The following is a 25068-nucleotide window of genomic DNA, read 5'->3' on the forward strand; positions in this document are numbered from 1 at the left end:
ATCCCCGCCACCATTGTGTGACACAGCTCCAATCTTTCCCGTCTTCTTGCCATACAATGGCATTCGCAAGCGCTTTCACTAAAAACAAGATAAAAAACACCTTCCTTAACCTACAAGATCGCAATTGGAGCGAGATATGTTTCGTAAAAATTTACTCTCCATCGCCCTCGGCGTCGCCCTGTTTGGCCTGACCGCCTGCAACGGCAACGATTCCAGCGCCCCGACCACGGCCACCCCGACCCTGGCGAGCCAGTATCAGGACGTGATCGACCGCAGCGGCACCCCGCTCCAGTTCCGCGACTTTGACAGCTACTCCAACCTCAAGTACAACCCGCTGCTGGATCTGGGGGCCTGGCACGGCTTCCTGCTGCCCGCCGGCGAGAACGAATGGGGCGGCTTCACCGGCCCCATGGTGATCGCCGAGGAGTACAGCCTGTTCTTCGCAAGCGAATTGGACAAGCTGACCCTGAGCGATGAGCGCGGTCGCCAATATCCGCTCACCGCCGCCAGCAAGCACGACATCCACGCCATCCCGGGGGCACTCATCCAGCGCTTCGAGTTCGAGCCCTTCACCCTGGAGCTGGAGCTGCGCTACGGCGATGCCCGCACGGCGCTGGTGCGTACCCGCCTCATCAACAACCAGGACGCGCCGCTCACCTTGAATCTCAGCTGGCAGGGTGAGCTGCTCAAGCAGTGGGATGCCAAGAAGACGGTGGCCGAGCAGTACCCGGACTGGACTCGCACCGTCAGCCAGAACGAACAGGGCATCGAGTTCCAGTTCGGCGAGCTGCGCAGCACCTGGAACATGATGCAAAGCGGCAGCGCCCGTTATCGCATCGATCGCACCCTGCCGACCCGCACCACGCTGGATGAGAAGGAACTCGGCTATGTGAGCGAGGCCAGCCTCACTCTGGCGGCCAAGGGCCAGCAGGATGTGTACACCCTGCAGAGTTATGTGCACTCAAGTGACGAGGCGAGCCGCTTCGAGCAGAGCCGCCAGGCCCTGCTGGCCAATCCCGCCAACTATTTCGATGACTCCATTCGCCGCTGGGAAGGGTATCTGGAGCGCGGCCTCTCCAATCAGGGGATCAGCGAATCCGAGCGGCGCATCGCGGTCAAGGCGATGGAGACCCTCAACGGTAACTGGCGCTCCCCGGCCGGCGCCATCCTCCACGACGGGGTGACCCCCTCCAACACGGCCCGCTGGTTCGACGGCGTCTGGGCCTGGGACAGCTGGAAGCACGCCTACGCCATGGCCCACTTCAACCCGGAGGTGGCCAAGAACAACGTGCGCGCCATGTATGACTACCAAATTCAGCCAGACGATCCGGTGCGTCCCCAGGACGCAGGCATGGTCATCGACGCCGTCTTCTACAACAAGCTCTCCGATCGGGGCGGCGACGGCGGCAACTGGAACGAGCGCGACACCAAGCCGCCCCTCTCCGCCTGGGCCATCTGGGAGATCTACAGCGCGACCAAGGACAAGGCCTTCATCGCCGAGATGTATCCCAAGCTCCAGGCCTACCACGACTGGTGGTACAGGGCGCGGGACAACAACCGCAATGGCATCATAGAGTACGGCGCCACCCGCCACGTCGAGCACAACGACGAGTTCGGCAATATCACCTTCAAGGTGCAGTACGCCAGCGTGCCGGCCGGAATCGATCTCTCCAGCTGTACCGTCGAGGGAGATGGCTGGTACGCCTGCGCCGGCATGCCGCTCTACCAGAAGGTACTCGCCGTCGGTGGTTACAGCGACATGGATATAGGTGCCCAGCACGGCGCCGGCTGGGAGTCCGGCATGGACAACGCCGCCCGCTTCGGCTTTATCGAGCAGGATCAGCTCAAGCGCTACGCCGACAAGACCTATGGCGGGGATCTGGCCCGTGCGCGCCAGGACTGGAACGTCGCCTTCTTCGAGAACCACGAGGACGACGGCAGCCTCATCGGCTTCTCCATCGATCAGGAGTCGGTGGAGCTCAACGCCTTCCTCGCCAAGGAGAAGCGCATCCTGGCGGACATGGCAGATCTGCTCGGCAAGCCCGATGACGCTAACCGCTATCGCGAAGGCGCCACCCAGCTCGCCGGTTACATCAATACCTGCCTGTTCGATGAGACCTCCGGCTTCTATTACGATCGCCAGATCCATCAAGGGGACGTGGCAGACGCCAACGGCTGCGTCGGCAAGCTGCTGACCGCCCGTGGCCGTGGCCCGGAAGGCTGGAGCCCGCTCTGGGCCGAGGTGGCGGATAAAGAGAAGGCGGCGCGGGTGCGCGAGGTGATGCTGAGCAGCCAGGAGTTCAACACCAAGGTGCCGCTCGGCACGGCGGCCCTGACCAACCCGGCCTATGACCCCAACATCTACTGGCGCGGCCGGGTCTGGCTGGATCAGTTCTACTTCGGGGTGAAGGGGCTGGAGAACTACGGTTATCGCAGCGATGCCCAGATGCTGGTCAACAAGCTGTTTGCCAATGCCGAGGGGCTGGCGGGCAGTGGCCCCATTCGCGAGAACTACAACCCGGAGACAGGCGCCATGCAGGGGGCCAGCAACTTCAGCTGGAGCTCGGCCCACCTCTATATGCTCTATCGCAACTTCCTGAAGAAAGAGGGCTAATCCCTTCTTCCTGCGGTAATGAGCCAACAAAAAGGCCTCCAGATGGAGGCCTTTTTTATCAGGAGAGTTTGGCTTACTTGACGGTGACCCGGGCAAACTTGCGCTTGCCGACCTGATAGACGGCGGTACCGGCACCGATAAGCGCCTTGCCATCGTCCAGCTTGTCGCCGTCACGCTTGACCGCGCCCTGCTTGATCATGCGCAGCGCCTCCGAGGTGGTCTCCACCAGACCGGCGTCCTTGAGCAGGTTGGCGATGGGCAGGCCTTCCCCTTCCAGGGCCAGCTCGACCTCCGGCATCTCGTCCGGGATGGCGTTCTTGGAGAAGCGCTGGGTGAAGTCTTCGTGGGCCGCTTCGGCCGCCGCTTCGTCGTGGTAGCGGGTGATGATCTCTTTCGCCAGCCAGATCTTCACGTCACGCGGGTTCAGGGTCCCGGCGGCGATGCCGGCCTTGAAACCCTCGATCTCGGTGAGGGGGCGGAAGGAGAGCAGCTCGTAGTAGTTCCACATCAGATCGTCTGTGATGGACATGATCTTGCCGAACATCTCACCCGGGGCATCGTGCACGCCTATGTAGTTGGCGGCGGACTTGGACATCTTCTTGACGCCATCCAGACCCACCAGCAGCGGCATCATCAGCACACACTGGGTGGCCATGCCGGCGTCTTTTTGCAGCTCGCGGCCCATCAGCAGGTTGAACTTCTGATCGGTACCGCCGAGCTCCACGTCCGCCTTCAGCGCGACCGAGTCATAGCCTTGTAGCAGCGGGTAGAGGAATTCGTGAATGGCGATGGACTGGCCGCCGGAATAGCGCTTCTTGAAGTCGTCGCGCTCCATCATGCGGGCCACTGTCTGCTTGGCCGCCAGCTTGATCATGCCGGTCGCCCCGAGCTCGCTCAGCCAGGTGGAGTTGTACTCGATGCGGGTCTTCTTGGGATCCAAAATCTTGAACGCCTGCTCCGCATAGGTGAGGGCGTTGTGCTTGATGGCCTCTTCGGAGAGCGGCGGACGGGTGGCGTTCTTGCCGGAGGGATCCCCCACCATGGCGGTGAAGTCGCCGATCAGCAGGATGATCTCGTGCCCCAGATCCTGGAAGGTCTTCAGCTTGTTGAGGATCACTGTGTGGCCGAGGTGAATGTCGGGAGCCGTCGGGTCCATCCCCAGCTTGATGCGCAGCGGGCGCCCTTCCTTCAACTTGGCGACAAGTTCTTCTTCCACCAGAATTTCTTCCGCTCCGCGCTTGATCTCGGCTAGCGCCACCTCGAGCTGGGACATTTTTTGACTCTCCAATCACGATTCCACAGGGCCAAACATATTACTGGAATGGCGGGCCAATTGGAAAGGCTGTAAAATCCGACGTTCTTTCTCTTCTCGACCCGTCTGCCTCGATGATTATTTGGAACGCCTTCAACTCTCTTCCTACCTGGCACCGTAAAATGGTGCTGATCCTGAGCATCATGGTGATGATGCTGGCGGCCTGGCCGAGCGAGCAGGCCGTCGCTACCCGGGTCAACGATGACCAGCCCCTCGCCGATGCCTCCCCCCTCGATGACGGTGAGGCCCAGCCCCAGGCCCTGGCACAGAAGTCCGCCAAGCCGAGCTATGTCACCAAGCAGGTAAAAGTGCGCCGGGGTGACAACATGCAGGTCATCTTCCAGCGCCTCGGCCTCAGTGCCAGCGATCTCTACCTCATCGCCCAGTTGGAAGAGACCAACCCGCTGCGCACCCTGCAGCCGGGTCAGGAGCTCACCTTCAAACTCACCAAAAGCGGCGATCTGCAGAGCCTCTATTACCCCCACAGCCTGGAGCAGGCCCTGAAAGTCAGCCGTAAGTCCGAGGGCTTCGTCGCCAAACCGGTCAAGCTCGAGCTCGACACCCGCGAGCAGGTGGCCAAGGGCGAGATCCGCTCCAGCTTCTGGGGCGCCGCCGCCGAAGCGGGCATGACCGAGGATCAGATCATGGACCTCGCCGCCATCTTCGGCTGGGACATCGACTTTGCCCAGGATCTGCAGCCGGGAGACAGCTTCCGGGTGGTCTATGAGGACAAATACCAGGATGACGAACGGGTCGCCTCCGGCGACATCCTGGCCGCCGAGTTCATCAACCAGGGCGCCATCTATCGCGCCGTGCTGAACGAGGATGGCAACTACTACACGCCGGAGGGCAAGGCGATGCGCAAGAGCTTCCTGCGCGCGCCGGTCAACTTCAAATACATCAGCTCCAACTTCAATCCGCGCCGCCTGCACCCGGTCACCGGCAAGGTACGCCCCCACAACGGCATCGACTACGTGGCGCCGGTGGGCACTCCCATCATGGCGGCGGGTGGCGGCAGCGTGGTGGCGGCGGGTTACAACCAGTTCAACGGCAACTATGTCTTTATCAAGCACGCCGGCAACTTTGTGACCAAGTACCTGCACCTCTCCAAGCGCACGGTCAACAAGGGCCAGCGGGTCAAGCAGGGGCAGACCATAGGTCTCCTGGGCGGCACCGGCCGGGTCACCGGGCCGCATCTGCACTATGAATTTGTGGTGGGCGGCGTGCACAAGAACCCGCGCACCCTGAATCTGCCCCAAGCTGAAACCCTGAGTGGACGAGAGCTGGCGAACTTCAGGGCTCAGGCCATGCCCCAGCTCGCCAAGCTCGGCAGCAACGAGCTGCAGCTGGCGCAGCATAAACAGGACAGTGGCGGCATCTAACCCGCCGCCAGGGAGTGTGGGATGAAAGAGCGCTATATCGGATTGATGTCGGGGACCAGCCTGGATGGCATAGACGCCGTGCTGATCGAAACGGACGGGGATGCACTGCGGGTCGAGGCGGCCCTCTGCCACCCCTGGCCGAGCGATACCGCCCGCGAGCTGCACGCCCTCTGCACCCCGGGTGAGAACGAGATCGACCGCATGGGGGTGGCGGACAACCTGGTGGCGCGGGAGTTTGCCGCCGCCACCCAGGCGTTGCTCGCCAAAGCAGGGCTCTGCCCTTCCGACATGCGCGCCATCGGCTCCCACGGCCAGACCATCCGCCATCGCCCCCACCTGGGTTTCACCCTGCAGATAGGCAACGCAGCCCTGCTGGCGGCCCTGACCGGCATCGACGTGATCAGCGACTTTCGCACCATGGACATGGCCCTCGGCGGCCAGGGGGCGCCCCTGGTGCCCGCCTTCCATCAGGCCCTGTTCGCCAAACCGGACGCTCTGCGGGTGGTGCTGAACCTCGGCGGCATCGCCAATATTTCCGTGCTGCCGGGCACGCCCGACGGGGTTTATGGTTTCGACACCGGCCCCGCCAACACCCTGCTCGATGGCTGGTATCGCCGCCATCACCCCCAGGGTGGCGACTACGATGCGGGCGGCCTTTGGGCGGCCAGCGGTACCCTCCTTCCTGAGCTGCTTGCCAATCTGCTGGCTCATCCCTACTTCGCCGCCCCCTGGCCCAAGAGCACGGGGCGGGAGATGTTTACCCTGGAATGGCTGGACGGCGAGCTGACCGGCGACTCCTATGCCCCCGTGGATGTGCAGCGCACCCTGCAGGCGCTGACCTGCCACAGCATCGCTCGCCAGTTGCCTGCGCTGGACAAGGCCCATGGTCAGGCCGAGCTCTTCGTCTGCGGTGGCGGCGCCCATAATGCCCCCCTGCTGGCAGAGCTCGCCGCCCTGCTGCCCCGGTGGCGTATTGCCAGCACGGCAGAGCTCGGGCTCGCTCCCGACTGGGTGGAAGGGGCCGCCTTTGCCTGGCTGGCGCAGCGCTTCATTCACCGCGAACCGGGCAACCTGCCCGCCGTTACCGGCGCCAGCCGCCCCGCGGTATTGGGCGCCCTCTATCCCGCCTGAGCAATATCTGCCTCAATCCAGGGAGGGCACAGAGCCCTCCCTACCCTCTCAACGCCAGTGCCAGCGTCCCAGCCATTGATTTCTCGGCAAGTGGATCGGCCTCCTCTCCGAGCCGCATCACCTGATGATCCCGGTTTGAGCAAATTCGCCGCACCGCTCGCCAATCTGGCTCAGGCCACCACCTTCTCCCTGTCACCCGCCCGCAGCAGGCTCTGACGACCGAACCAATAGCCCTGCAGATAGCCGGATTCCAGCTTGGAGAGATCCTGGGTAAAGCGGGAGACCGGAAAATCCGTCGGCGGCGCTATCACCTCGATCTCGCAATCGGCGGGGGGATGGGCGATGAAGTCGAGGGCACGGTTGTAGGAGCGATCCCGCTCCAGCATGGCCTGCGCCAGCGCCGGTTGGGTTTTCAACAGCGCCTTCACCATCCAGCAGAATCTGGGGGGCTTCTTGCGATAGCCATAGGGCTCGGATAACACCACCGTCATCCGGCGCACACCGCGGCGATAGGCCTCTATCACAGGGATGGAGTCGCTGAGCCCCCCATCGGCCATGGGGCGGCCATCGACGCAGGGGGTGCCGTGCTGCACCACAGGCAGCGCGCAAGTGGCGGTCAGCACCTGGTCCATGTTATCGGGCCGCACCCTCAGGTAGGCGGCGGCCCCCGTGCTCACGTCGGTGGCGACCGCATAGAAGGCGATATCGCGGGCGCAGAAGGTCTCGAGATCCAGCGGGAAACGATGACAACTGGTGTGCCACAGCCAGCCGATGTCCACCAGATCCCCCCCTTTCACGAAACGCAGGGGATCGAGGAAGTCGCTGCTGCAGGCCAGCTCTGTGATGATGTGGTGGTTGCGGCGCGGCTGTTCGCTCAGATAGGAGACCAGGTTGGTGGCACCGGCCGACACCCCCATGACCAGATCAAAGGGGTAGTAACGGCTCTCGACGAAAGCATCGAGTACGCCGCTGGCGAAGATGCCGCGCATCGCGCCGCCCTCGACAATCAGGGCGGCAGAGTGGGAACTGAACATGGCAAGGCTCCGTCAGCGGTAATGAGCGCAGGGACTGGCCCTGCCCAGTGATGGACGCCTTCATGCAGAACACCAAGACGCCGCAGCGGGGCGGCTCAGGCAGGCTGTTGACGAGGAGAGGCCAGGCCGCTGCCAACCCGAGAACGTGAAGCAGGTCACAGTATATGCAGCGCAACAACCTTCCAAAAATGAATTTAAATAATAGGAAACATGCGATTTTGGAATGATTTAGGGGGCTGGCGCTTGGCTAACGAGCCTCACTATCTGCGCTAACTCACTAGGCTCAGGCCCGGTCTGAAGGTCATTGAGGGAGCACAGCGAGCATGGCTAGCGGCCAGCCCCCCTGCATGGATCACTGGCTTGGACGATCGCCGCCGATAAGCCTTGCCACTTATGTGTTGATGAGGCGTTTGAGCTCCATCGCCTGCGCTTGAAAGAGTTCATGGTCGGCGGCATGGCGGCTCCTGGCCACCGTGATCCACTGCACGCCGGTTTCATCCGCGTGGGCAAACTCGATGCGAAACTCATATTTCGCGCAGGACAGCAACCCCATCAATGCCCCTGCCAAGAAAGCGGCCATGGGCAGAAAGAGCACGAGAAGCGCACTTTTTGCCTGCTCCTCAGTGGGGATGAAATAGAAGAGCACGCTGGAGGTCACCAGGCCCAGCAAGACCATCTTGCGCAGATGATCTTTCCAGCTCAGCACCCACACCTCGACCCCCTTTATTTTATTCAGGTCATAGCTGTCGTTGTTTATCTGCAATCTGTTATCCGGCTGCCGGATGGAAATAGCACACGCCATTCGATATACCCCTGGATGCGAAAAGCACACGTCAATATGTCTCTTGTCTTGCGATGCCCATTCCGTCGGCGCTGATGAAGATGGAATGGGTGGCCGCATCGGCACTGAGCAAACAGTCATTGCCCATACGAGTCACACGCGACGGATAGTATCGAATGGCGCCAAATTACCAAGGGAATTGAAGAGAAATAGCGACCTGGATCCGATTCGAGTGCCCTGCGCCACCCATATGCGGAGCATCACGCCGTACAGGAGCTTTCCCAGCTGCGATGGAGGTAAAGAGAGACACGCCTTCCATTCAGTCGCGGGAGACGCGCTTCGAGCGGCACAGGAGAGGCACGGATGGCAGGCAAGAGGCGCCCTGGGACAGAGCGCCTCACACAGTCAGCATCCCTAGAAGGCCCCTCTCAGGAAGCGGCTCACCTGCCGCTTGACCGGTGCACACAGGGGGGGCTTGGGGGGCACCAGGTTGATCTGGGTGCGGCCGACCCTGGCCTCACAGCGCTGCAAGATCTGCAGGTAATGGGGGTGGTGGCGCTGGATAAACAGAGAGACCTGATAGGCCCAGGGTTTGGGCACGCCCCAGAGGGTGCTGGCGATGGCGCCGACGATGCAGAAGAAGGCGGGTTCGCGCAGCCCCATCCTGATGCCGTTCTCCAGCGCCTCCCTGAGAGACCCCGAATGGGCGATGCAGGTCATGATGTTGACCATGAAGACCACGTAGTCCTCCTCTCCCCCGCCGCCGACCCGGGCCACCAGCTCGGGCTCGGGTTTGTAGCCGAACTGATGGCCTATGTTCTCCAGGACCGCATTGCGCTGGCGAATGACCTTGGCGTAGAACATCAGCATGGCGGTGCAATCGAGCACCTGGCAGAGCACATCGTGATGAGGATGGGTCTTGGTGGGACGCGGTGTGGTCAGCAGCGCTATCTCCTCCGAGATGGCGAGCAGGCCGATGGGCACCGCCGTGCTGATGAAGGAGAGATCGACGGACACCTCCAGATCCTGGCTGCTCTCCATCTGGGCGATGACCACGTGCTCCGCAAACAGGCGGCGCTGACGTTCGATGAAGGCCCCATAGACCAGATCCCTGAACTTCTTCTGGGGATAGGGGGTATCGAGCAGGGTCTCTATGGTCATGATGGCGGCGCCGGCGCGGCCACGCAGCTGATAATCCGGCGCCAGGGGGAAGTGTTTGCCAAGACGGGGGGGCGGCCTGAAGGTACAGGTTCGACAGTACATATCACCCAATATATAGCCCAGCATAAATCCTCCAACAGTCAGCTCATGATGATCACGGGCGCCGCCTCTGGAGAGTCTCTTGCCTGTGCGTCCAGTCGCCCCCGACGGGGTGCCAGCGGCACAGTTAATCTTATGATTAATAACAGATTCAAAAAGCGACTCCCCTCCCATTCGAGCCACTTATTAACTTTTTAATCAAAAACTGTGAGCTGGATGGCCCCTGGTCCGCTTCCGGCATCCATATCCCCGGAACGACCCGTGAGGATCAGTGCCGCAGGAGGCGCGCTAGAAAATAGGCCGCCGCAAGCAAGAGACTGAAGGTTAGCCACTGCCCCGGGATCAGCCACAGATACCCACAGCCAGCAATGGAACTGGTGAAATATATGAGATGCAAAACCTCAATCACTCGATAGTCAATTCCATAAAGAGGCTGTTGGGGTCGGGCTTGTACTCCCCAAACGGCTCGCAATCCACGAAGCCGTGCTTGCGATAGAGGGCATGGGCCGGGGTGAAGAAGGCCATGGCACCCGTCTCCAGCTTCAGGGTGCGATAGCCCCGCCCCCGCGCTATGGTGATGAGGTGCTGCAAGATGGCCGAGCCAACTCCCCTGCCCCTGGCGGCACCGTGCACCCGCATGGATTTGATCTCCCCGCCATCGGGGGCCAGCTCCTTGATGGCGCCGCAACCCACCAGGGTCTGATCGTCGTAGGCAGACCAGAAGGTGATGGCCGGTGCCTTGAGCCCCTTGAGATCCAGCGCATGCTTGCTCTCCGGCGGCGAGACGGCACGCATGTCATCCAGATGGGCCTGCAGGAAGGCGGCTATCTCGGGGCCGTCGAGGCGGTCGATGACTATCTCCATTTGGGCGATCTCCTTGAAAAGGGGTGGCAAGGGCTCCGGTGGCCGGCGTCGGCCCCCTGGAGTCAGCCCTTATTGATACGCCATCGAGCACGCCAGATCCAGTCAGCCCGGTTAGCCCTTCCTAAGGGAGCACTCGCCCGGACAGCTATTCCGATCCTATCCCTGGCAATATCAAACCGGCCGGAAAATATATGCCATAAGGGACGACGAATATCGAGGGCTGACGGGATATGAAGAGAGCCAGCATTCAGAAGCGGTGAATCATATTTCAGGGCATATATCGATAAAGGCGGAATCAAGAACCGCTAGCATATTTTTAGCCGGCGAGATAGCCCCTCCTTTTAGCCAAGATTGCATATTCATTCACAATAAAATCCATTTTCTGCAAGATGGCGCATAATGTTAACCCTTTATTCACACTCCGCCTTGCCCCAGCCTCGGTGAAAGGCCTGTCCCGGCGGCCTTGCCACGAGAAAAGTGCTGTTTGAATCGTCTTTTTCCTGCCTTTATCGTGAATCTAAGTGCAATTTGGCGATATTTCAGAGCATTGAGCCATCTCATAGAAATGAGATCCCGGTTTGCATCGCGGTCAAAGGCGCTCCTAGAATCCTCCCGACTGAAATAATCCAAACCAACCCTCTCTTATCCAATCCCTCTGCCTGGTGGATTGCCGCAATAACCGAGGAGAGGTTGTCGTTGATGGTTGTTCATCGAAACGGGCTCGCCAATATGCCAGGCGACCCTGGGTGCAGCCATTCGACAACCCCTGGTCAGGACCCTACCTATATCAATAATGAATATTTAGAAGAGGAACATCCTATGAGTGGCACCATTATCAAGGCGGCAAGAAATACCGAACTCGCTCCCCAGCAGCTGGGTCCCTACACCCAGAGCGTGGCCTTCTCCCACTACAACAATATTTCGGCTCAACTGCCCGTCGATCCCAAGACCGGCAAGCTGATCGGTGGTGATATCAAGGATCAGGCCAGACAGTGCCTCACCAATATCAAGGCCATCGTCGAGAGCATCGGCCATGTGATGGACGACACGGTGAAAGTCACCATCTTCCTCAAGGAGATCACCGATCTGGACGCGGTCAATGCCGTGTATGCGGAATTCTTCCCAGGCTATGTGCCGACCCGCACCGTGCTCGCCGTGGCCGCCCTGCCGATGCACGCCCTGGTGCAGATGGACGCCATCATCTCCAACGGGGAAGGCACCTTCCCGCAAGATCCCTGCCCCTTGGTCAAACTCGCCCGTAATAGCGACAAGGCACCGCGCAGCGCCCTCTCCACCCAGACCGTCGCCTTCTCCCACTACAACAATATCGGTGCCCAGTTGCCCATCGATATGGCATCGGGCAAGCTGGTCGAGGATGGCATCAAGGCGCAGGCCGCCCAGTGCCTGGCCCATATCAAGGCCGTGCTTGAAGGCATCGATGTGCCGTTCGATGACATCGTCAAGGTCACCGTCTATCTGCAGAGCCTTGCGGATCTCGAGGTGGTTGACGAGGTCTACCGTACCTTCTTCCCGGACTCCGCCATCGCACGCGCCGTCGCCTACCTGCCGGCCCGCTCGGTGATAGCCGCCTCCGCCCTGCCCATGGGCGCCCTGGTGCAGATGGATGCGGTCATCTCCCACGGTGACGGCACTCCGCCACAACTGGTGGAAGACAGACACAACCTGGTGATCCGCGCCCGCAACACCGACAAGGCCCCGCGCAGCGCAATGCACACCCAGACCGTCGCCTTCTCCCACTACAACCATATCGCGGGCCAGCTGCCGCTGGATATGGCCACCGGCAAGGTGCTGACCGGCTGCGTTCGTGAGCAGACCGCTCAGTGTCTCGGCCATATCAAGACCATCGTCGAGAGCATCGGCCATGTGATGGACGATATCGTCAAGGTCAATATCCAGGTGAAGAACATCGAGGATCTGGAGGCGGTCAACGCCATCTATACCCAGTACTTCCCGAGCTACCACCCCGCCCGCACCGTGATCGGCGTGAGCGAGCTGCCCGCCGGCGCCCTGGTACAGATGGATGCCGTGATGTCCAATGCGGAAAGCACCCCGCCTTTGGTTTAAGGCATTGCTTTAACGATAAAAAGACACCGGCCTAAGCCGGTGTCTTTTTATTTAAAAATTCAATAGCAACTGACAATATCATTTTTTATTTTCGTCAGTACTTTGACTTATTTCACCAACTAAATCACGAATGGACTCAATACAATATAACAATTCAGCAATGCTAATGGTCGGCAACCCTAACTTCTCATATGAATATCGGCTTCTCACGAAAAGCTTATCGTAATGCTTAACTAACTCGATTAATTCATCGAATGAATGTTGTATCCTTCCATTATTAAACAAATCACCAATGTTGATTTTAATAGCATCATCGACATTAGACAAAATAATGCTTAAGTCGTGTTCGCGTGTCTCTGTTTTTTTTCCGTAACCACACCACCTTCACTACCATCTGAATATTTTTCATAGCTTTCAATAACTGACAGTGTGTTTAGTGACTTTATATATAGCTCCATTGCCAGTGCTGCATTTGTGAGCATTGGAAGTAATACTCCGGAGCCTGTGGCATATATCTAATAATTTTTGCACTTTGATAAAACTGTTCAGCCGCATCCAATACTACGATATTAGGTATATCTAAGCGTTTATATTTATTCATCATGCTTTACCATTTTCAGCCTCACATTGATAAAACTGATCAAATCACTGAATAGCTGGTATGTACAGATAATAGAACTCAGGCTGACTAAATAAAAAAGCGCCTCCCGAGGGAGGCGCTTTTCAGTTCAATGCAAAGCAATCAGGGATTACAGGGATTCAGCGGTAGCAACCACGTTTTCCACGGTAAAGCCGAATTCCTTGAACAGCAGCTCGGCCGGTGCGGACTCACCGAAGGTGTGCATGCCGATGATCTTGCCGTTCAGGCCCACGTACTTGTACCAGTAGTCGGCGATGCCCGCTTCGATGGCGACGCGCTTGGTCACGGAGGACGGCAGCACGGATTCCTTGTACTCGGCGGATTGGGCGTCGAACACGTCGGTGGCCGGCAGGGAGACCACGCGCACGGCACGGCCCTTGGCGGTCAGCTCGACGTAGGCGGCCACGGCCAGCTCCACTTCGGAACCGGTGGCGATCAGGATGATCTCCGGGGTACCGGCACAATCCTTCAGCACGTAACCACCCTTGGCGACGTCGACCAGCTGCTGGGCAGTGCGGTCCATCTGGGCCAGGTTCTGACGGGAGAAGATCAGGGAAGTCGGGCCGTCGGTGCGCTCGATGGCGTGCTTCCAGGCGATGGCGGATTCCACCTGATCGCACGGACGCCAGGTGCTCATGTTCGGGGTCAGACGCAGGGAGGCAATCTGCTCGACCGGCTGGTGAGTCGGGCCATCTTCACCCAGACCGATGGAGTCGTGGGTGTAGACGAAGATGGCGCGCTGCTTCATCAGGGCGGCCATGCGCAGGGCGTTGCGAGCGTATTCCATGAACATCAGGAAGGTCGCGCCGTAAGGAATGAAGCCACCGTGCAGGGCGATGCCGTTCATGATGGCGGACATGCCGAACTCACGCACACCGTAGTGGATGTAGTTGCCGGAGGCGTCGTCGTTGGTCAGGGACTTGGAACCGGACCACATGGTCAGGTTGGACGGCGCCAGATCCGCGGAACCACCCATGAACTCGGGCAGCAGCTTGCCGAAGGCTTCCAGAGCATTCTGGGACGCTTTACGGGTCGCGATCTTGGCCGGGTTGGCTTGCAGGGCTTCGATGATCTTGGCGGACTCTGCGGCCCAGTTGGCCGGCAGCTCGCCAGTGGTGCGACGCTTGAACTCGGCAGCCAGGGTCGGGTGCGCGGCTTCATAGGCGGCAAACTTGGCAGCCCAGTCGGCTTCCAGCTTGGTGCCCTTCTCCTGGGCATTCCACTCGGCGGCGATGTCAGACGGGATGACGAAGGGCGCGTGGTCCCACTTCAGGAAGGCACGGGCGGCGGCGATCTCGTCGTTGCCCAGCGGTGAGCCGTGGCAATCGTGGGAGCCGGACTTGTTCGGGGAACCGTAGCCGATGATGGTGCGGCAGCAGATCAGGGTCGGCTTGCCGGTCTCGGCCTTGGCGGCTTCGATGGCGGCATTGATGGCTTCCGGGCTGTGACCGTCCACGGCCGGGATGACGTGCCAACCGTAGGCTTCGAAGCGCTTGGGGGTGTCATCGGTGAACCAGCCTTCGACGTGACCGTCGATGGAGATGCCGTTGTCATCCCAGAAGGCGATCAGCTTGCCCAGTTGCAGGGTACCGGCCAGGGAGCAAGCCTCGTGGGAGATACCTTCCATCAGGCAGCCGTCGCCCATGAAGGCGTAGGTGTAGTGGTCGACGATGTCGTGACCCGGCTGGTTGAACTGCTCGGCCATGGCCTTCTCGGCGATCGCCATGCCCACGGCATTGGTGATGCCCTGACCCAGCGGGCCTGTGGTGGTCTCGATGCCAGGAGCATAACCGTACTCCGGGTGACCCGGGGTGCGAGAGTGCAGTTGGCGGAAGTTCTTCAGGTCATCGATGGAGAGATCGTAACCGGAGAGGTGCAGCAGGGAGTACAGCAGCATGGAGCCGTGGCCGTTGGAGAGGATGAAACGGTCGCGGTCGGCCCACTTGGGGTTGTTCGGGTTGTGCTTGAGGTGGCCACGCCACAGCACTTCGGCGATGTCTGCCATTCCCATGGGGGCGCCCGGGTGACCGGAGTTGGCTTTTTGAACGGCATCCATACTCAATGCGCGAATGGCATTGGCAAGCTCTTTACGAGAAGGCATCTGTATCTCCTGCGATTGCTTCATTTGATGGCCAAGAATAAGGCGCGTTATTGTCCCAGCAGGGGGCGTGGCGTGCAAATGTTATCTGGACGAATAAAGCCGCTTTGGGAGCACAATCGCTTTTCTTGGACAGGAAAACGATTCAATTCGGCCCTCCCCTCACCCCAAATGGGGTAGATGCCGACTCGGGCGGCGCCAAACCAAAATAGTGCTGGCAATCACCCATGGGGCTAATTAAAATAGACGTCCAGATGTAGATACCTCTACAGTCATCCTGTCATTATCCGGTTATGGCCGCGGCGATAACCCCACACGATTGAGAACCAAACATGGCAAAGCTGTTTACTTCCGAGTCGGTCTCCGAAGGCCATCCCGATAAAATCGCCGACCAGATCTCCGATGCGGTCCTGGACGCCATCCTAGTACAGGACACCAAGGCGCGTGTCGCCTGCGAGACCTTGGTCAAGACCGGCATGGTGATGGTCGCCGGTGAAGTGACCACCTCTGCCTGGGTCGATATCGAGCAGATCGTGCGCGATACCGTGCGCGAGATCGGTTACACCCACTCCGACATGGGCTTCGATGCCGACTCCTGCGCCGTGCTGAACGCCATCGGCAAGCAGTCCCCGGACATCAACCAGGGCGTCGACCGTACCGATCCGTACGAGCAGGGCGCCGGTGACCAGGGCCTGATGTTCGGCTACGCCACCAACGAAACCGACGTGCTGATGCCAGCCCCCATCACCTACTCCCACCTGCTGGTAAAACGCCAGGCCGAAGTACGCAAGAACGGCACCCTGCCGTGGCTGCGCCCGGATGCCAAGAGCCAGCTGACCTTCGCCTACGACAACGAAGGCAAGATCCTGGGTGTGGATGCCGTGGTGCTCTCCACCCAGCATTGCGACTCCGTCAGCCACAGCGACCTGGTGGAAGCGGTGCGCGAGGAGATCATCAAGCCGGTGCTGCCGACCGAGTGGATCACCAAGGACACCAAGTACTTCATCAACCCGACCGGTCGTTTCGTCATCGGCGGCCCCATGGGTGACTGCGGTCTGACCGGTCGCAAGATCATCGTCGACACCTACGGCGGCATGGCCCGTCACGGTGGTGGCGCCTTCTCCGGCAAGGATCCGTCCAAAGTTGACCGCTCCGCCGCCTACGCCGCCCGCTACGTGGCCAAGAACATAGTCGCCGCCGGTCTGGCGGATCGCTGTGAAGTGCAGGTCTCCTACGCCATCGGCGTGGCCGAGCCTACCTCCATCAGCGTCGAAACCTTCGGCACCGGCAAGGTTGCCGAGGAGCTGCTGGTGAAGCTGGTGCGCGAGTTCTTCGAGCTGCGCCCCTACGGCCTCATCGAGATGCTGGATCTCAAGCGTCCCATCTACCAGGCGACCGCCGCCTATGGCCACTTCGGTCGCGACGAGTTCCCCTGGGAGAAGACCGACAAGGCCGCCCTGCTGCGCGACGCCGCCGGTCTGTAATGTCCCGAGGCATGTGCCTGTGATAAAAGGGGAGCCTGGCTCCCCTTTTGCTTATCCGCCGACCGACAGGATTGCCCATGACGGCCCTCCCCTCCCCCTCTGCCTTGCTCACCGAGCGGGTCGACGTCTGTTTCTCGCAGGCCGAGGCACGACTCGGCCGCTCCTTCCCGCGCCCGTGCATTTATCTGAACATGCGTGGCCGGGCGGCGGGTTCTGCGCGGCTGCAAACCTGGGAGCTGCGCTTCAACCCCGCGCTCTATGAGGCCAACCAGCAGGCCTTCATGGAGGAGGTGGTGCCCCACGAGGTGGCGCACCTGCTGGTCTATGCCCTCTGGGGCGAGGGGCGCGGCAGGAACCGGGTACTGCCCCACGGCCGCCAGTGGCAGTCGGTGATGCGGGAGGTGTTCAACCTCGAACCCAGAACCACCCACAGCTTCGATCTCGCCGTGCTGGGGGAGCGCACCCAACCCTATGTCTGCGCCTGCCAGCAACATCGGCTCTCCATTCGTCGCCACAACAAGGTGATGCGCGGGGAGGCCCGCTACCACTGTCGCCGCTGTCGCCAGCCCCTGGTGTATCAACCGGATACGGATTGAGTCAGGTTATGGCGCCAGCCTGTGGTAGGGTGCCCGACGTCGTTTCATCGTTTCATTTTCAAGGATCCCCATGTCTCGCCCCCAGTTCGCTTATCCCCTGCTCTCCCTTGGCCTGACCCTGCTGATCAGTGTCCCGCTCCAGGCCCAGGAGGCCCAGACTTTCCGCGCCGCCAAGCAGGATCTCGTCAAGCTCTATCAGAGCCACCCCACCACCTTCTACTGTGGCTGCAACATCAAGTTCAACGGCAAGAAGATGGCCCCGGACTGGGAGAGCTGTGGCTACCTGCCCCGCAAGCAGGCCAATCGTGCTGCCCGCATCGAGTGGGAGCACGTGGTGCCCGCCTGGGAGTTCGGCCACCAGCTGCAGTGCTGGCAGGAGGGGGGTCGCAAGAACTGCGGCAAGAGCGCCGAGTTCAACAAGATGGAAGGCGACATGCACAACCTCTTCCCCGCCATTGGCGAGGTGAACGGCGATCGCGCGAACTACCGCTTCTCCGACTGGAACGGCAAGCCGAACCAGTACGGCAAGTGCCAGATGCTGGTGGACTTCAAGGATCAGCGGGTGCAGCCCCCCAAGGGGCCGGTACGTGGCCAGATCGCCCGCGCCTACCTCTACATGGGGGAACAGTACGGGCTGCGCCTGGCGGCGCAACAGCGTAAACTGTTCGAGGCCTGGGACAGGCAGTACCCGGCGGATCGCTGGGAGTGCGAGCGCAACCGCCGCATCGGCAAGCTGCAGGGCAATACCAACCCCTTCATTGAAAAGCAGTGCCAGTAGCCCAATCTATGAAAGAAGGGATTTAACATCCCTTCCCTTGAGCAAGAGACAGAATTCATCCATGCGCATTCCACGTATCTATGAGCCGGCCTCCCTGCAGGTCGGCCAGACCCTGGCCCTGTCGGAAGACGGCGCCAACCACATCGGCCGGGTGCTGCGCATGCAGCCGGGCCAGCAGCTCGAGCTGTTCAACGGCGATGGCAACCAGTACCCCGCCACCATAGCGAGCGTCGGCAAGAAGTCGGTGGAAGTGCACATCGACCGTTGCGATGCCCAGTCGGTGGAATCGCCGCTCGCCATCCACCTCGGCCAAGTCATCAGCCGCGGTGACAAGATGGACTTCACCATCCAGAAATCCGTGGAGCTCGGCGTCACTTGCATCACCCCGCTCTTCTCCGAGCGCTGCGGCGTCAAGCTGCCGGCGGATCGGCTGGAGAAGAAGCGCGAGCAGTGGCAGAAGGTGGTGATCAGCGCCTGCGAGCAGTGCGGTCGCAATACCGTGCCCGAGGTGCGCATGCCCATGGAGCTGGACGCCTGGCTGGCGGAAGAGACCAAGGAGCTCAAGCTCAACCTGCACCCCCGCGCCGAGTACAGCATCAACACTCTGCCGGTGCCGGAACATGGTGTGCGCCTGCTGATAGGCCCGGAAGGGGGCTTGTCCAGCGACGAGATCGCCCGTACCGTGCAGGAAGATTTCAAGGAGATGCTGCTCGGGCCCCGAGTGCTGCGCACCGAGACCGCCGCCTTGACCGCCATCACGGCGCTGCAGTGCCGCTTTGGCGATCTGGCCTGACACCTGTCCAACGTCTTGCTGCGAGGCCCTGAACAAGGCCCCTGCGCCGTTTGCGGCCTCTCGCGGCAGACCTTGAACAAGTTCTGATAATCTCAACCCTATCGAGCCACAGAAGGAATTTCGGATGACCATCAAACTCGGCATCGTGATGGACCCCATCTCGGCCATCAACATCAAGAAAGACTCCAGCTTCGCCATGCTCGAAGAGGCGCAGAAGCGCGGCTACGAGCTCTTCTACCTGGAGATGTCGGATCTCTACATGGAGGCGGGCCGCGCCTTCGGCACCATGCGCCCCCTCAAGGTGCAGTACGACTACGCCAACTGGTTCGAACTGGGTGAGGTTGTCGATCAGCCCCTCTCCACCCTGGACGTGATCCTGATGCGCAAGGATCCGCCGTTTGACACCGAATTCATCTACGCCACCTACATGCTGGAGCGAGCCGAGGATGAGGGCTGCCTCATCGTCAACAAGCCCCAGAGCCTGCGCGACGCCAACGAGAAGCTCTACACCGCCTGGTTCGCCGAGCACACCCCCACCACCCTCGTCACTCGCAGAGCCGACAAGCTTCGCGCCTTCCACGCCGAGCATAAAGACGTGATCCTCAAACCCCTGGATGGCATGGGTGGCGCCTCCATCTTCCGCATGAAGGCAGACGATGCCAACGTCGGTGTCATCATCGAGACTCTGACAGAGCACGGCAGTCAGTACTGCATGGCCCAAACTTATCTGCCCGCCATCAAGGACGGTGACAAGCGGGTGCTGGTGGTGGACGGCGAACCCGTGCCCTACTGCCTGGCCCGCATCCCGGCCCAGGGGGAGACCCGCGGCAACCTGGCGGCCGGTGGCCGCGGCGAGGCGCGCCCCTTGAGCGAGGCCGACTGGGCCATCGCCCGCGCGGTGGGTCCGACCCTGAAAGAAAAAGGCCTCATCTTCGTCGGCCTCGACATCATCGGCGATCGGCTGACCGAGATTAACGTCACCAGCCCCACCTGCATCCGCGAGATCGAGGCGGCCTTCGACGTCTCCATCACCGGCATGCTGATGGACACCATCGAGCGGCGTCTGGGGCGCTGATGGCCTCATGGGTCGGTGCCGCTCATCTGGCGGCACCGACTCGGTAGCCAAGCACCACAGGGGCCCTCGCGGCCCCTGTGGTTTTTGCGCCAGGGCTCCCGCCACCTCCCGGAGTTGTGTCCCAGCCGTGAAAAAGCGGTTTTGCCCGCCGCCCCTAACTGCCATAATCACCCCAAACACCTTTGCACTATTTGATGTCTATGCAAACACTGCAAAATCACTATCTGCTCGCCATGCCGAGCCTGACGGACGCCTACTTCGAGCGCTCTCTCGTCTATCTGTGCGAGCACAGCAGCGAGGGGGCCATGGGGCTGGTGGTCAATATCCCGGTCGACATGTCCCTGGATGCCATGCTGGCCAAGCTCAAGCTCAATCCTCCCGACACCGCCCAGATGAAGCAGCCGGTGCTGCAGGGGGGCCCGGTCCACGCGGATCGCGGCTTCGTGCTGCACAGCTTCCGCCCCGGTTTCAACTCCACCCTGCAGGTGAGCGACGAGATGATGGTCACCACCTCCAAGGACATTCTGGAGACGCTCGGCACCGACGAGGCCCCCAGCCACTGGCTGGTGGCGCTGGGCTACGCCGGCTGGAGTGCGGGCCAGCTCGAACAGGAGCTGGTGGATGGCGCCTGGCTGGTGATCCCCCCCAACGCGGATCTGGTGTTCAACACTCCCATTCACCAGCGCTGGCAACAGGCCGCCGCCAGCATAGGGGTCAATCCCTTGCACCTCTCCAGCCAGGTGGGGCATAGCTGATGCGGTTCAACACCACTCTGTTCCACCAGCGCTGGCAGCAGGCCGCCGCCAGCATAGGGGTCAACCCCTTGCACCTCTCCAGCCAGGTGGGGCATAGCTAGCCTTGCACCAAGCGGGCCCCAAGGGCCCCTTTTACTTGTTTCGTTTTAAGGAATTCCATGTCATCACGCAGCATCATGGGCTTTGACTACGGCACCAAGAGTATAGGTGTCGCCATCGGCCAGGAGATCACCGGCACAGCCCGCCCCCTGCGCTCCCTCAAGGCCAACGACGGCGTGCCCAACTGGGATGAAATCGAGAAGCTGCTCAAGGAGTGGCAGCCGGATCTGCTGGTGGTGGGCCTGCCGCTGAACATGGATGGCACGGATCAGGAGATCACGGTGCGCGCTCGCAAGTTCGGCAATCGCCTGCACGGCCGCTTCGGCAAGCCGGTGGAATTCAAGGACGAGCGCCTGACCACCACGGACGCCCGCGCCCGCCTGTTCGAGCGCGGCGGCTACAAGGCGCTGGACAAGGGCAGCGTGGACGGGGTCTCCGCCCAGCTGATCCTGGAAGCCTGGATGGAAGAGCAGTACGGCTGAGCCCCGGGACCAGCCATTTCCTGGCCCTTACGGCTAGGGATGTGTCACCGCTCAGCCCTCATCAGCCGTCACACCGCCCCATGGAAAGCGGGCGCCTCCCCTCTCCGATGCAAGGCCATAGAGCCGCCTTATCTCGTTGCGCAGCCACATCACCTTGGCATCCCGGTTATGGCGCTTGTGCCACAGCAGGATGAAAGAGATCTCCAACTGCACGTAGAGTGCCTCGGTCAGTGGCAGCGGCATGGCGATCAGATTGGCGTGCTGTCTGGCGGCATAACCCGTGCAATAGGATGGTGCCACCGCGATCAGCTCATGGCTCGACTGGGAGGCGATATGCAGTGCCTGCTCGAAGCTCGCGACCATGATGGGGACCTGACGATGCAGCCCCTGGTCCTCCAGCAGATCATCGAGGGCCCAGCTGTCGCTGGCCTCCCACACCACGCTGATCTGGGGGCAGGCGAGAAAATGCTCCAGCGACCACTTCTGCTCCAGCAACGGGTGGTCCTTGCGCAGGAACACCACGGGTCTGTCTCTGAACAGCACCTCGTGATCGATGTAGTAGGGCAGCCGGTTGACCCTGGCCTGGGAACGACCATGGGTCTCCCGGGCACAGAAGCCGAGATCTGCATCCCCGTTGACGATGTCGTTGAGGGAGTGGTGATCCCACCCCAGCATCCTGACCACCGAATAGGGGTATTTCTCGTATATGGTCATGGGTAGTTCACTCAGGAAACTGATGCCAAAGGGGGACTCCATCGCCAGACTGAAGCGGGCCCCTTCGGGGATCGCCTCGCTACTCCGGGAGGTGATGCTGTCGGTGAGCTGGAACCAGGCTCTGAGTTCCTCCTCCAGCGTCAGGGAGAGGTTGGTCGGCTGTAGCCCCTGCCGCACCCGCACGAACAAGGGGTCCTCAAACCAGTCCCTCAACTTGCCGAGCGACTTGCTCACCGCCGAGGGGGTGACGCAGAGCTTCTTCGCTGCCCCCGCCACGCTGCGCTCCTGCATCAGGTGCTTGAAAACCACCAGCAGGTTCAAATCCAGTTCACCCAGGTTACGCATGTTTCCTCTCACTTATCCCCGCAACCGCGCTTCGCGCACCGCAAGCCATGGTAACAGCACCCTGACGGCCAGGTAACTGAACAGAGCCAGCAACAGGGAGCCAAGCAGCATCTCGGACGGAGTCAATCCCAGATGTCCCGTCAACCAGATATAGAGACCGGAGAGGCTGATCTGCATGATACAGAGCACCGAGCTGGCGAACGCCACATGGTGCCGGCAACCATCCAGCGCCTCCCCCATCGCCACTCCGAAACCGCAGGAGAAACCGACGCAGACCATCGCAAACCCAGGCAGCAGCAACCGGATATCGCCCCCCAGCTGCCAGCAACCGAGCAACAAAACCATCGCCAACAGATAGGCAAGGTGGGAGAGCGCCAACACCCCGTGCTTGCCGAGCCGGCGCAACAGCAGCGGTGTCAGGAAGGAGGTGGACATGCTCACCCCGGCCATCACCATCATCACGATGGAGTACTGCTCCGCGGTGAAGCCGAATTCCTTCATCAGGATCAGCGGCGAGACGCTGACATAGACCAGAATGGCGGTCACGCCAGCGCTGGTCAGCAAGGAGAGCAACATGAAGTGCGGGGAGCGCAGCAGGGCAAATGGCAGCGCCCCACCACTTCCCGGTTGGCGGGCCGGGCGGGTCTCCTTGAGCAGCAGCAGGTTGACCAGACCGCTGCAGGCGGCCACCAGCGCCATCGCCACGAAGATGCCGCGCCACTCGAAGCGGGCGAGGATGAGGTAGCCGAGCACCGGCGCCAGCACAGGGATGACGCAGATCACCCCGTTGATCATGGAGAGCGCCGTCGCCAGCCGCTCCTGGCTCAGCACATCCCGCAGCACGGTAAAGGTCATGGCGTAGAGTGCGCCGGCCCCGACTCCCTGCCAGAAACGCCCCAGATAGAAGCCGTCGATGCTGGCCGCATTGGCCGCCACCAGCGAGGCGATGACAAAGATGAGGGCGCCCCCCAGCACCACCCGGCGCCGGCCGTAACGATCCGCAATCATGCCTCCCAGCAGCACGGTGGCCGCCATGCCGAACAGATAGATGGAGAAGGCGGTATGGATCTGCGCCTCGCTCGCCTGCAGGGCATCGGCTATCCGGGGCACCGCCACCAGATAGAGGTCGATCCCGACCGGATAGAGGATGATCATCAGGAAACTGCACAGCAGGAAGATGCCCATGAATGCTCCATTGAAGAGGGCCCCACCGGCAAAGACGATTTATCGACGACGCAAGGAGGCGAGACCGGGTGAGGATGGGGAGCACTATAGGGGTGAGATCCGCTCGCACCTAGTGAAGAGATGGCGATCGGTAGATTCCTGTTTGGAAATGTTGCGCCTGACGTGACGCCTGTCTGGCAATGTTTGCGTGCTGAGTGAGGGTGCAGAGGCCGGGGTCATCGACAGGCACGCCAGTGACCCGGCGTACCTGACTTCATCAAAACAACAACCTCCTCCTTAGTCGGTCAGCTGACTCAGGATGGTGTAAGCCGTTTTGATGCGCACCTCGTTGGGGTAGTTGCGATTGGCCAGCATGACGATGCCTATCCCCTTGGCGGGCACGAAGGCCACGTAGGCGCCAAAGCCGTTGGTGGAGCCCGTCTTGTTGAACAGGGTGCTGGCCTTGGCCGGGGCGGGCTTGGGCACAGGGGTCACCGGATGGGGCTTTAACACCATGTCGGTGCTGTTGCCGGCCTGCAGGGTCTCGAGGCTGAGCGGGTAGTCATACATCTCCCACCCCAACCCCTGGGTCATGGCTCCCACCGAATAGAGGCCGGTATGCGTCAGGGCGATGGCCGCCTGCAACCGCTCGTTCGGCTGCTTGCCCTTGCTCACCCCGCTCCTGTTTGCCTCGGCCATATTCGCCTCGACGAACCTGAGCAGATCCCGCGCCGAGGTCTTGATGCCATAGGCCTCGGCGGCCAGCATACCCGGATTGACCCGGATGGCCTTGTCGCCCTTGTCATAGCCAAAGGCATAGTGCGCCATGGCCGCCTCGGGCACGCTGATATAGGTGTGCGCCAGGCCGAGCTGGGGCAGCAGGGTCTGCTCCATCAGCTGCTCGAAGGAGCGACCCTGACTGCGGGCAGCCAGATGGCCGAACAGCCCTATGCTGGGGTTCGAATACTGGCGATGGGTGCCGGCCGCATAGGCGGGTGACCACTGCCGGTAGTAGGCCTGCATCTTGTCGGCGGTATCCACCTCATCCGGGAACTGCAGGGGCAGGCCGCCGGCGCTGTAGGTCGCGAGCTGCCCCATGGTCACCCGATCAAACGCGCTGCCCTTGAGGGCGGGATCCAGCGTGCTCACCCTGTCATCCAGACGAAAATGACCGCCGGCGACCCCATAGGCTCCAAGCGTCGCGGTGAGCGTCTTGCTGACCGAGCCTATCTCGAACAGGGTCTGCTCATCGACCCGGACGCCCGCCTCCTTGTTGGCGAGGCCATAGTGGAAGAGATGGGTCTTGCCCTCCTTGAGCAGGGCGACCGCCATCCCCGGGATCCGGTACTGCGCGAGCACAGGCTCTATGGCCGCATCCACCGAGGCCTTGAGCGCCTCCGGTTCAGTGCCGGCCTGGGCCAGACCGGCCCACAGCAGCGTGGTCAGGGCCAGCCAGTTCATCCCCTGTCGTTGTTCCATGATCTTCTCCTCATCTATCGGTTTGGATTGCCGCCTCGGCGGCAGGCAGGGCGCCATCCTAAACCGGCTGAGTGTGCTCAATGTGAAGTCCGGATGAAAGGCG

At 61.2% G+C, this 25068-nt stretch carries 20 protein-coding genes and 1 pseudogene; 12 read left to right on the top strand and 9 right to left on the bottom strand.

Annotated features, from left to right (window positions below; translation table 11 throughout):
• The first annotated feature begins 136 nt into the window (after positions 1-136).
• A complete protein-coding gene (gene ygjK / locus ACT5M9_RS05710) occupies positions 137-2614 on the top strand; it encodes an alpha-glucosidase (protein ID WP_457981075.1) in 2478 nt (825 codons plus the stop codon).
• A 73-nt stretch (positions 2615-2687) separates the two neighbouring features.
• Here the strand turns inward: ygjK and tyrS are convergent, their stop codons facing one another.
• A complete protein-coding gene (tyrS, locus tag ACT5M9_RS05715; protein WP_457981073.1) occupies positions 2688-3887 on the bottom strand; it encodes a tyrosine--tRNA ligase in 1200 nt (399 codons plus the stop codon).
• A gap of 113 nt (positions 3888-4000) precedes the next feature.
• Between tyrS and ACT5M9_RS05720 the strand changes: the two genes are divergently transcribed.
• Together ACT5M9_RS05720 and ACT5M9_RS05725 are read left to right on the top strand one after the other, a co-directional pair.
• Positions 4001-5308 carry a peptidoglycan DD-metalloendopeptidase family protein gene (locus tag ACT5M9_RS05720; RefSeq protein ID WP_457981071.1) on the top strand — a complete coding sequence of 436 codons (1308 nt, stop codon included), beginning with the start codon at positions 4001-4003 and terminating at the stop codon, positions 5306-5308.
• 21 nt (positions 5309-5329) lie between these two features.
• A complete protein-coding gene (locus tag ACT5M9_RS05725) occupies positions 5330-6439 on the top strand; it encodes an anhydro-N-acetylmuramic acid kinase (protein ID WP_457981069.1) in 1110 nt (369 codons plus the stop codon).
• 170 nt (positions 6440-6609) lie between these two features.
• On the opposite strand, the gene ACT5M9_RS05730 is transcribed toward ACT5M9_RS05725, so the two are convergent.
• The 4 genes from ACT5M9_RS05730 to ACT5M9_RS05745 form a co-directional block, all read right to left on the bottom strand.
• Positions 6610-7473: a patatin-like phospholipase family protein gene (locus ACT5M9_RS05730; RefSeq protein WP_457981067.1), complete on the bottom strand. Its 864-nt coding sequence runs from the start codon at positions 7471-7473 to the stop codon at positions 6610-6612.
• Between the two features lie 391 nt (positions 7474-7864).
• Positions 7865-8275: a hypothetical protein gene (locus tag ACT5M9_RS05735; protein WP_457981066.1), complete on the bottom strand. Its 411-nt coding sequence runs from the start codon at positions 8273-8275 to the stop codon at positions 7865-7867.
• A gap of 393 nt (positions 8276-8668) precedes the next feature.
• A complete protein-coding gene (locus ACT5M9_RS05740) occupies positions 8669-9541 on the bottom strand; it encodes a hypothetical protein (protein ID WP_457981064.1) in 873 nt (290 codons plus the stop codon).
• A gap of 378 nt (positions 9542-9919) precedes the next feature.
• A complete protein-coding gene (locus ACT5M9_RS05745) occupies positions 9920-10378 on the bottom strand; it encodes a GNAT family N-acetyltransferase (protein ID WP_457981062.1) in 459 nt (152 codons plus the stop codon).
• Positions 10379-11197: 819 nt separating this feature from the next.
• Here ACT5M9_RS05745 and ACT5M9_RS05750 point away from each other — a divergent pair.
• Entirely contained in the window at positions 11198-12463 is a 1266-nt protein-coding gene (locus ACT5M9_RS05750; RefSeq protein ID WP_457981060.1) for a Rid family detoxifying hydrolase, read from the top strand.
• Between the two features lie 749 nt (positions 12464-13212).
• Here ACT5M9_RS05750 and tkt read toward each other — a convergent pair.
• A complete protein-coding gene (gene tkt, locus ACT5M9_RS05755) occupies positions 13213-15204 on the bottom strand; it encodes a transketolase (RefSeq protein ID WP_457981058.1) in 1992 nt (663 codons plus the stop codon).
• A 329-nt stretch (positions 15205-15533) separates the two neighbouring features.
• Between tkt and metK the strand changes: the two genes are divergently transcribed.
• From metK to ruvX, 8 genes and pseudogenes are all read left to right on the top strand, one after another.
• Entirely contained in the window at positions 15534-16685 is a 1152-nt protein-coding gene (gene metK, locus ACT5M9_RS05760) for a methionine adenosyltransferase (RefSeq protein WP_438548677.1), read from the top strand.
• A 77-nt stretch (positions 16686-16762) separates the two neighbouring features.
• A complete protein-coding gene (locus ACT5M9_RS05765) occupies positions 16763-17281 on the top strand; it encodes a SprT family zinc-dependent metalloprotease (RefSeq protein WP_457981056.1) in 519 nt (172 codons plus the stop codon).
• 70 nt (positions 17282-17351) lie between these two features.
• The gene (locus ACT5M9_RS05770; RefSeq protein ID WP_438548675.1) at positions 17352-18059 is read left to right on the top strand and encodes an endonuclease; all 708 of its coding nucleotides are present in this window, start codon (positions 17352-17354) and stop codon (positions 18057-18059) included.
• 61 nt (positions 18060-18120) lie between these two features.
• Complete coding sequence (rsmE, locus tag ACT5M9_RS05775; RefSeq protein ID WP_457981054.1) at positions 18121-18852, top strand: 16S rRNA (uracil(1498)-N(3))-methyltransferase; 732 nt, start codon at positions 18121-18123, stop codon at positions 18850-18852.
• A gap of 124 nt (positions 18853-18976) precedes the next feature.
• On the top strand, positions 18977-19927 hold the full coding sequence (gene gshB / locus ACT5M9_RS05780; protein ID WP_457981052.1) for a glutathione synthase: 951 nt from the start codon (positions 18977-18979) through the stop codon (positions 19925-19927).
• Positions 19928-20127: 200 nt separating this feature from the next.
• Positions 20128-20682 (top strand): YqgE/AlgH family protein, encoded by a 555-nt coding sequence (locus ACT5M9_RS05785; RefSeq protein ID WP_438548672.1) that lies wholly within the window; start codon positions 20128-20130, stop codon positions 20680-20682.
• A gap of 14 nt (positions 20683-20696) precedes the next feature.
• Positions 20697-20783, top strand: a pseudogene (locus ACT5M9_RS05790) (YqgE/AlgH family protein); the annotation flags it as partial.
• A 57-nt stretch (positions 20784-20840) separates the two neighbouring features.
• Complete coding sequence (gene ruvX, locus ACT5M9_RS05795) at positions 20841-21263, top strand: Holliday junction resolvase RuvX (RefSeq protein ID WP_438548671.1); 423 nt, start codon at positions 20841-20843, stop codon at positions 21261-21263.
• A gap of 51 nt (positions 21264-21314) precedes the next feature.
• On the opposite strand, the gene yidZ is transcribed toward ruvX, so the two are convergent.
• From yidZ to ampC, 3 genes are all read right to left on the bottom strand, one after another.
• Entirely contained in the window at positions 21315-22322 is a 1008-nt protein-coding gene (yidZ, locus tag ACT5M9_RS05800; protein ID WP_457981050.1) for an HTH-type transcriptional regulator YidZ, read from the bottom strand.
• A 12-nt stretch (positions 22323-22334) separates the two neighbouring features.
• On the bottom strand, positions 22335-23507 hold the full coding sequence (locus ACT5M9_RS05805) for an MdtL family multidrug efflux MFS transporter (RefSeq protein WP_457981048.1): 1173 nt from the start codon (positions 23505-23507) through the stop codon (positions 22335-22337).
• 276 nt (positions 23508-23783) lie between these two features.
• Complete coding sequence (ampC, locus tag ACT5M9_RS05810; RefSeq protein ID WP_457981046.1) at positions 23784-24965, bottom strand: class C beta-lactamase; 1182 nt, start codon at positions 24963-24965, stop codon at positions 23784-23786.
• Positions 24966-25068 lie beyond the last annotated feature (103 nt).

Source organism: Aeromonas sp. AE23HZ002T15 (genome assembly GCF_054165525.2).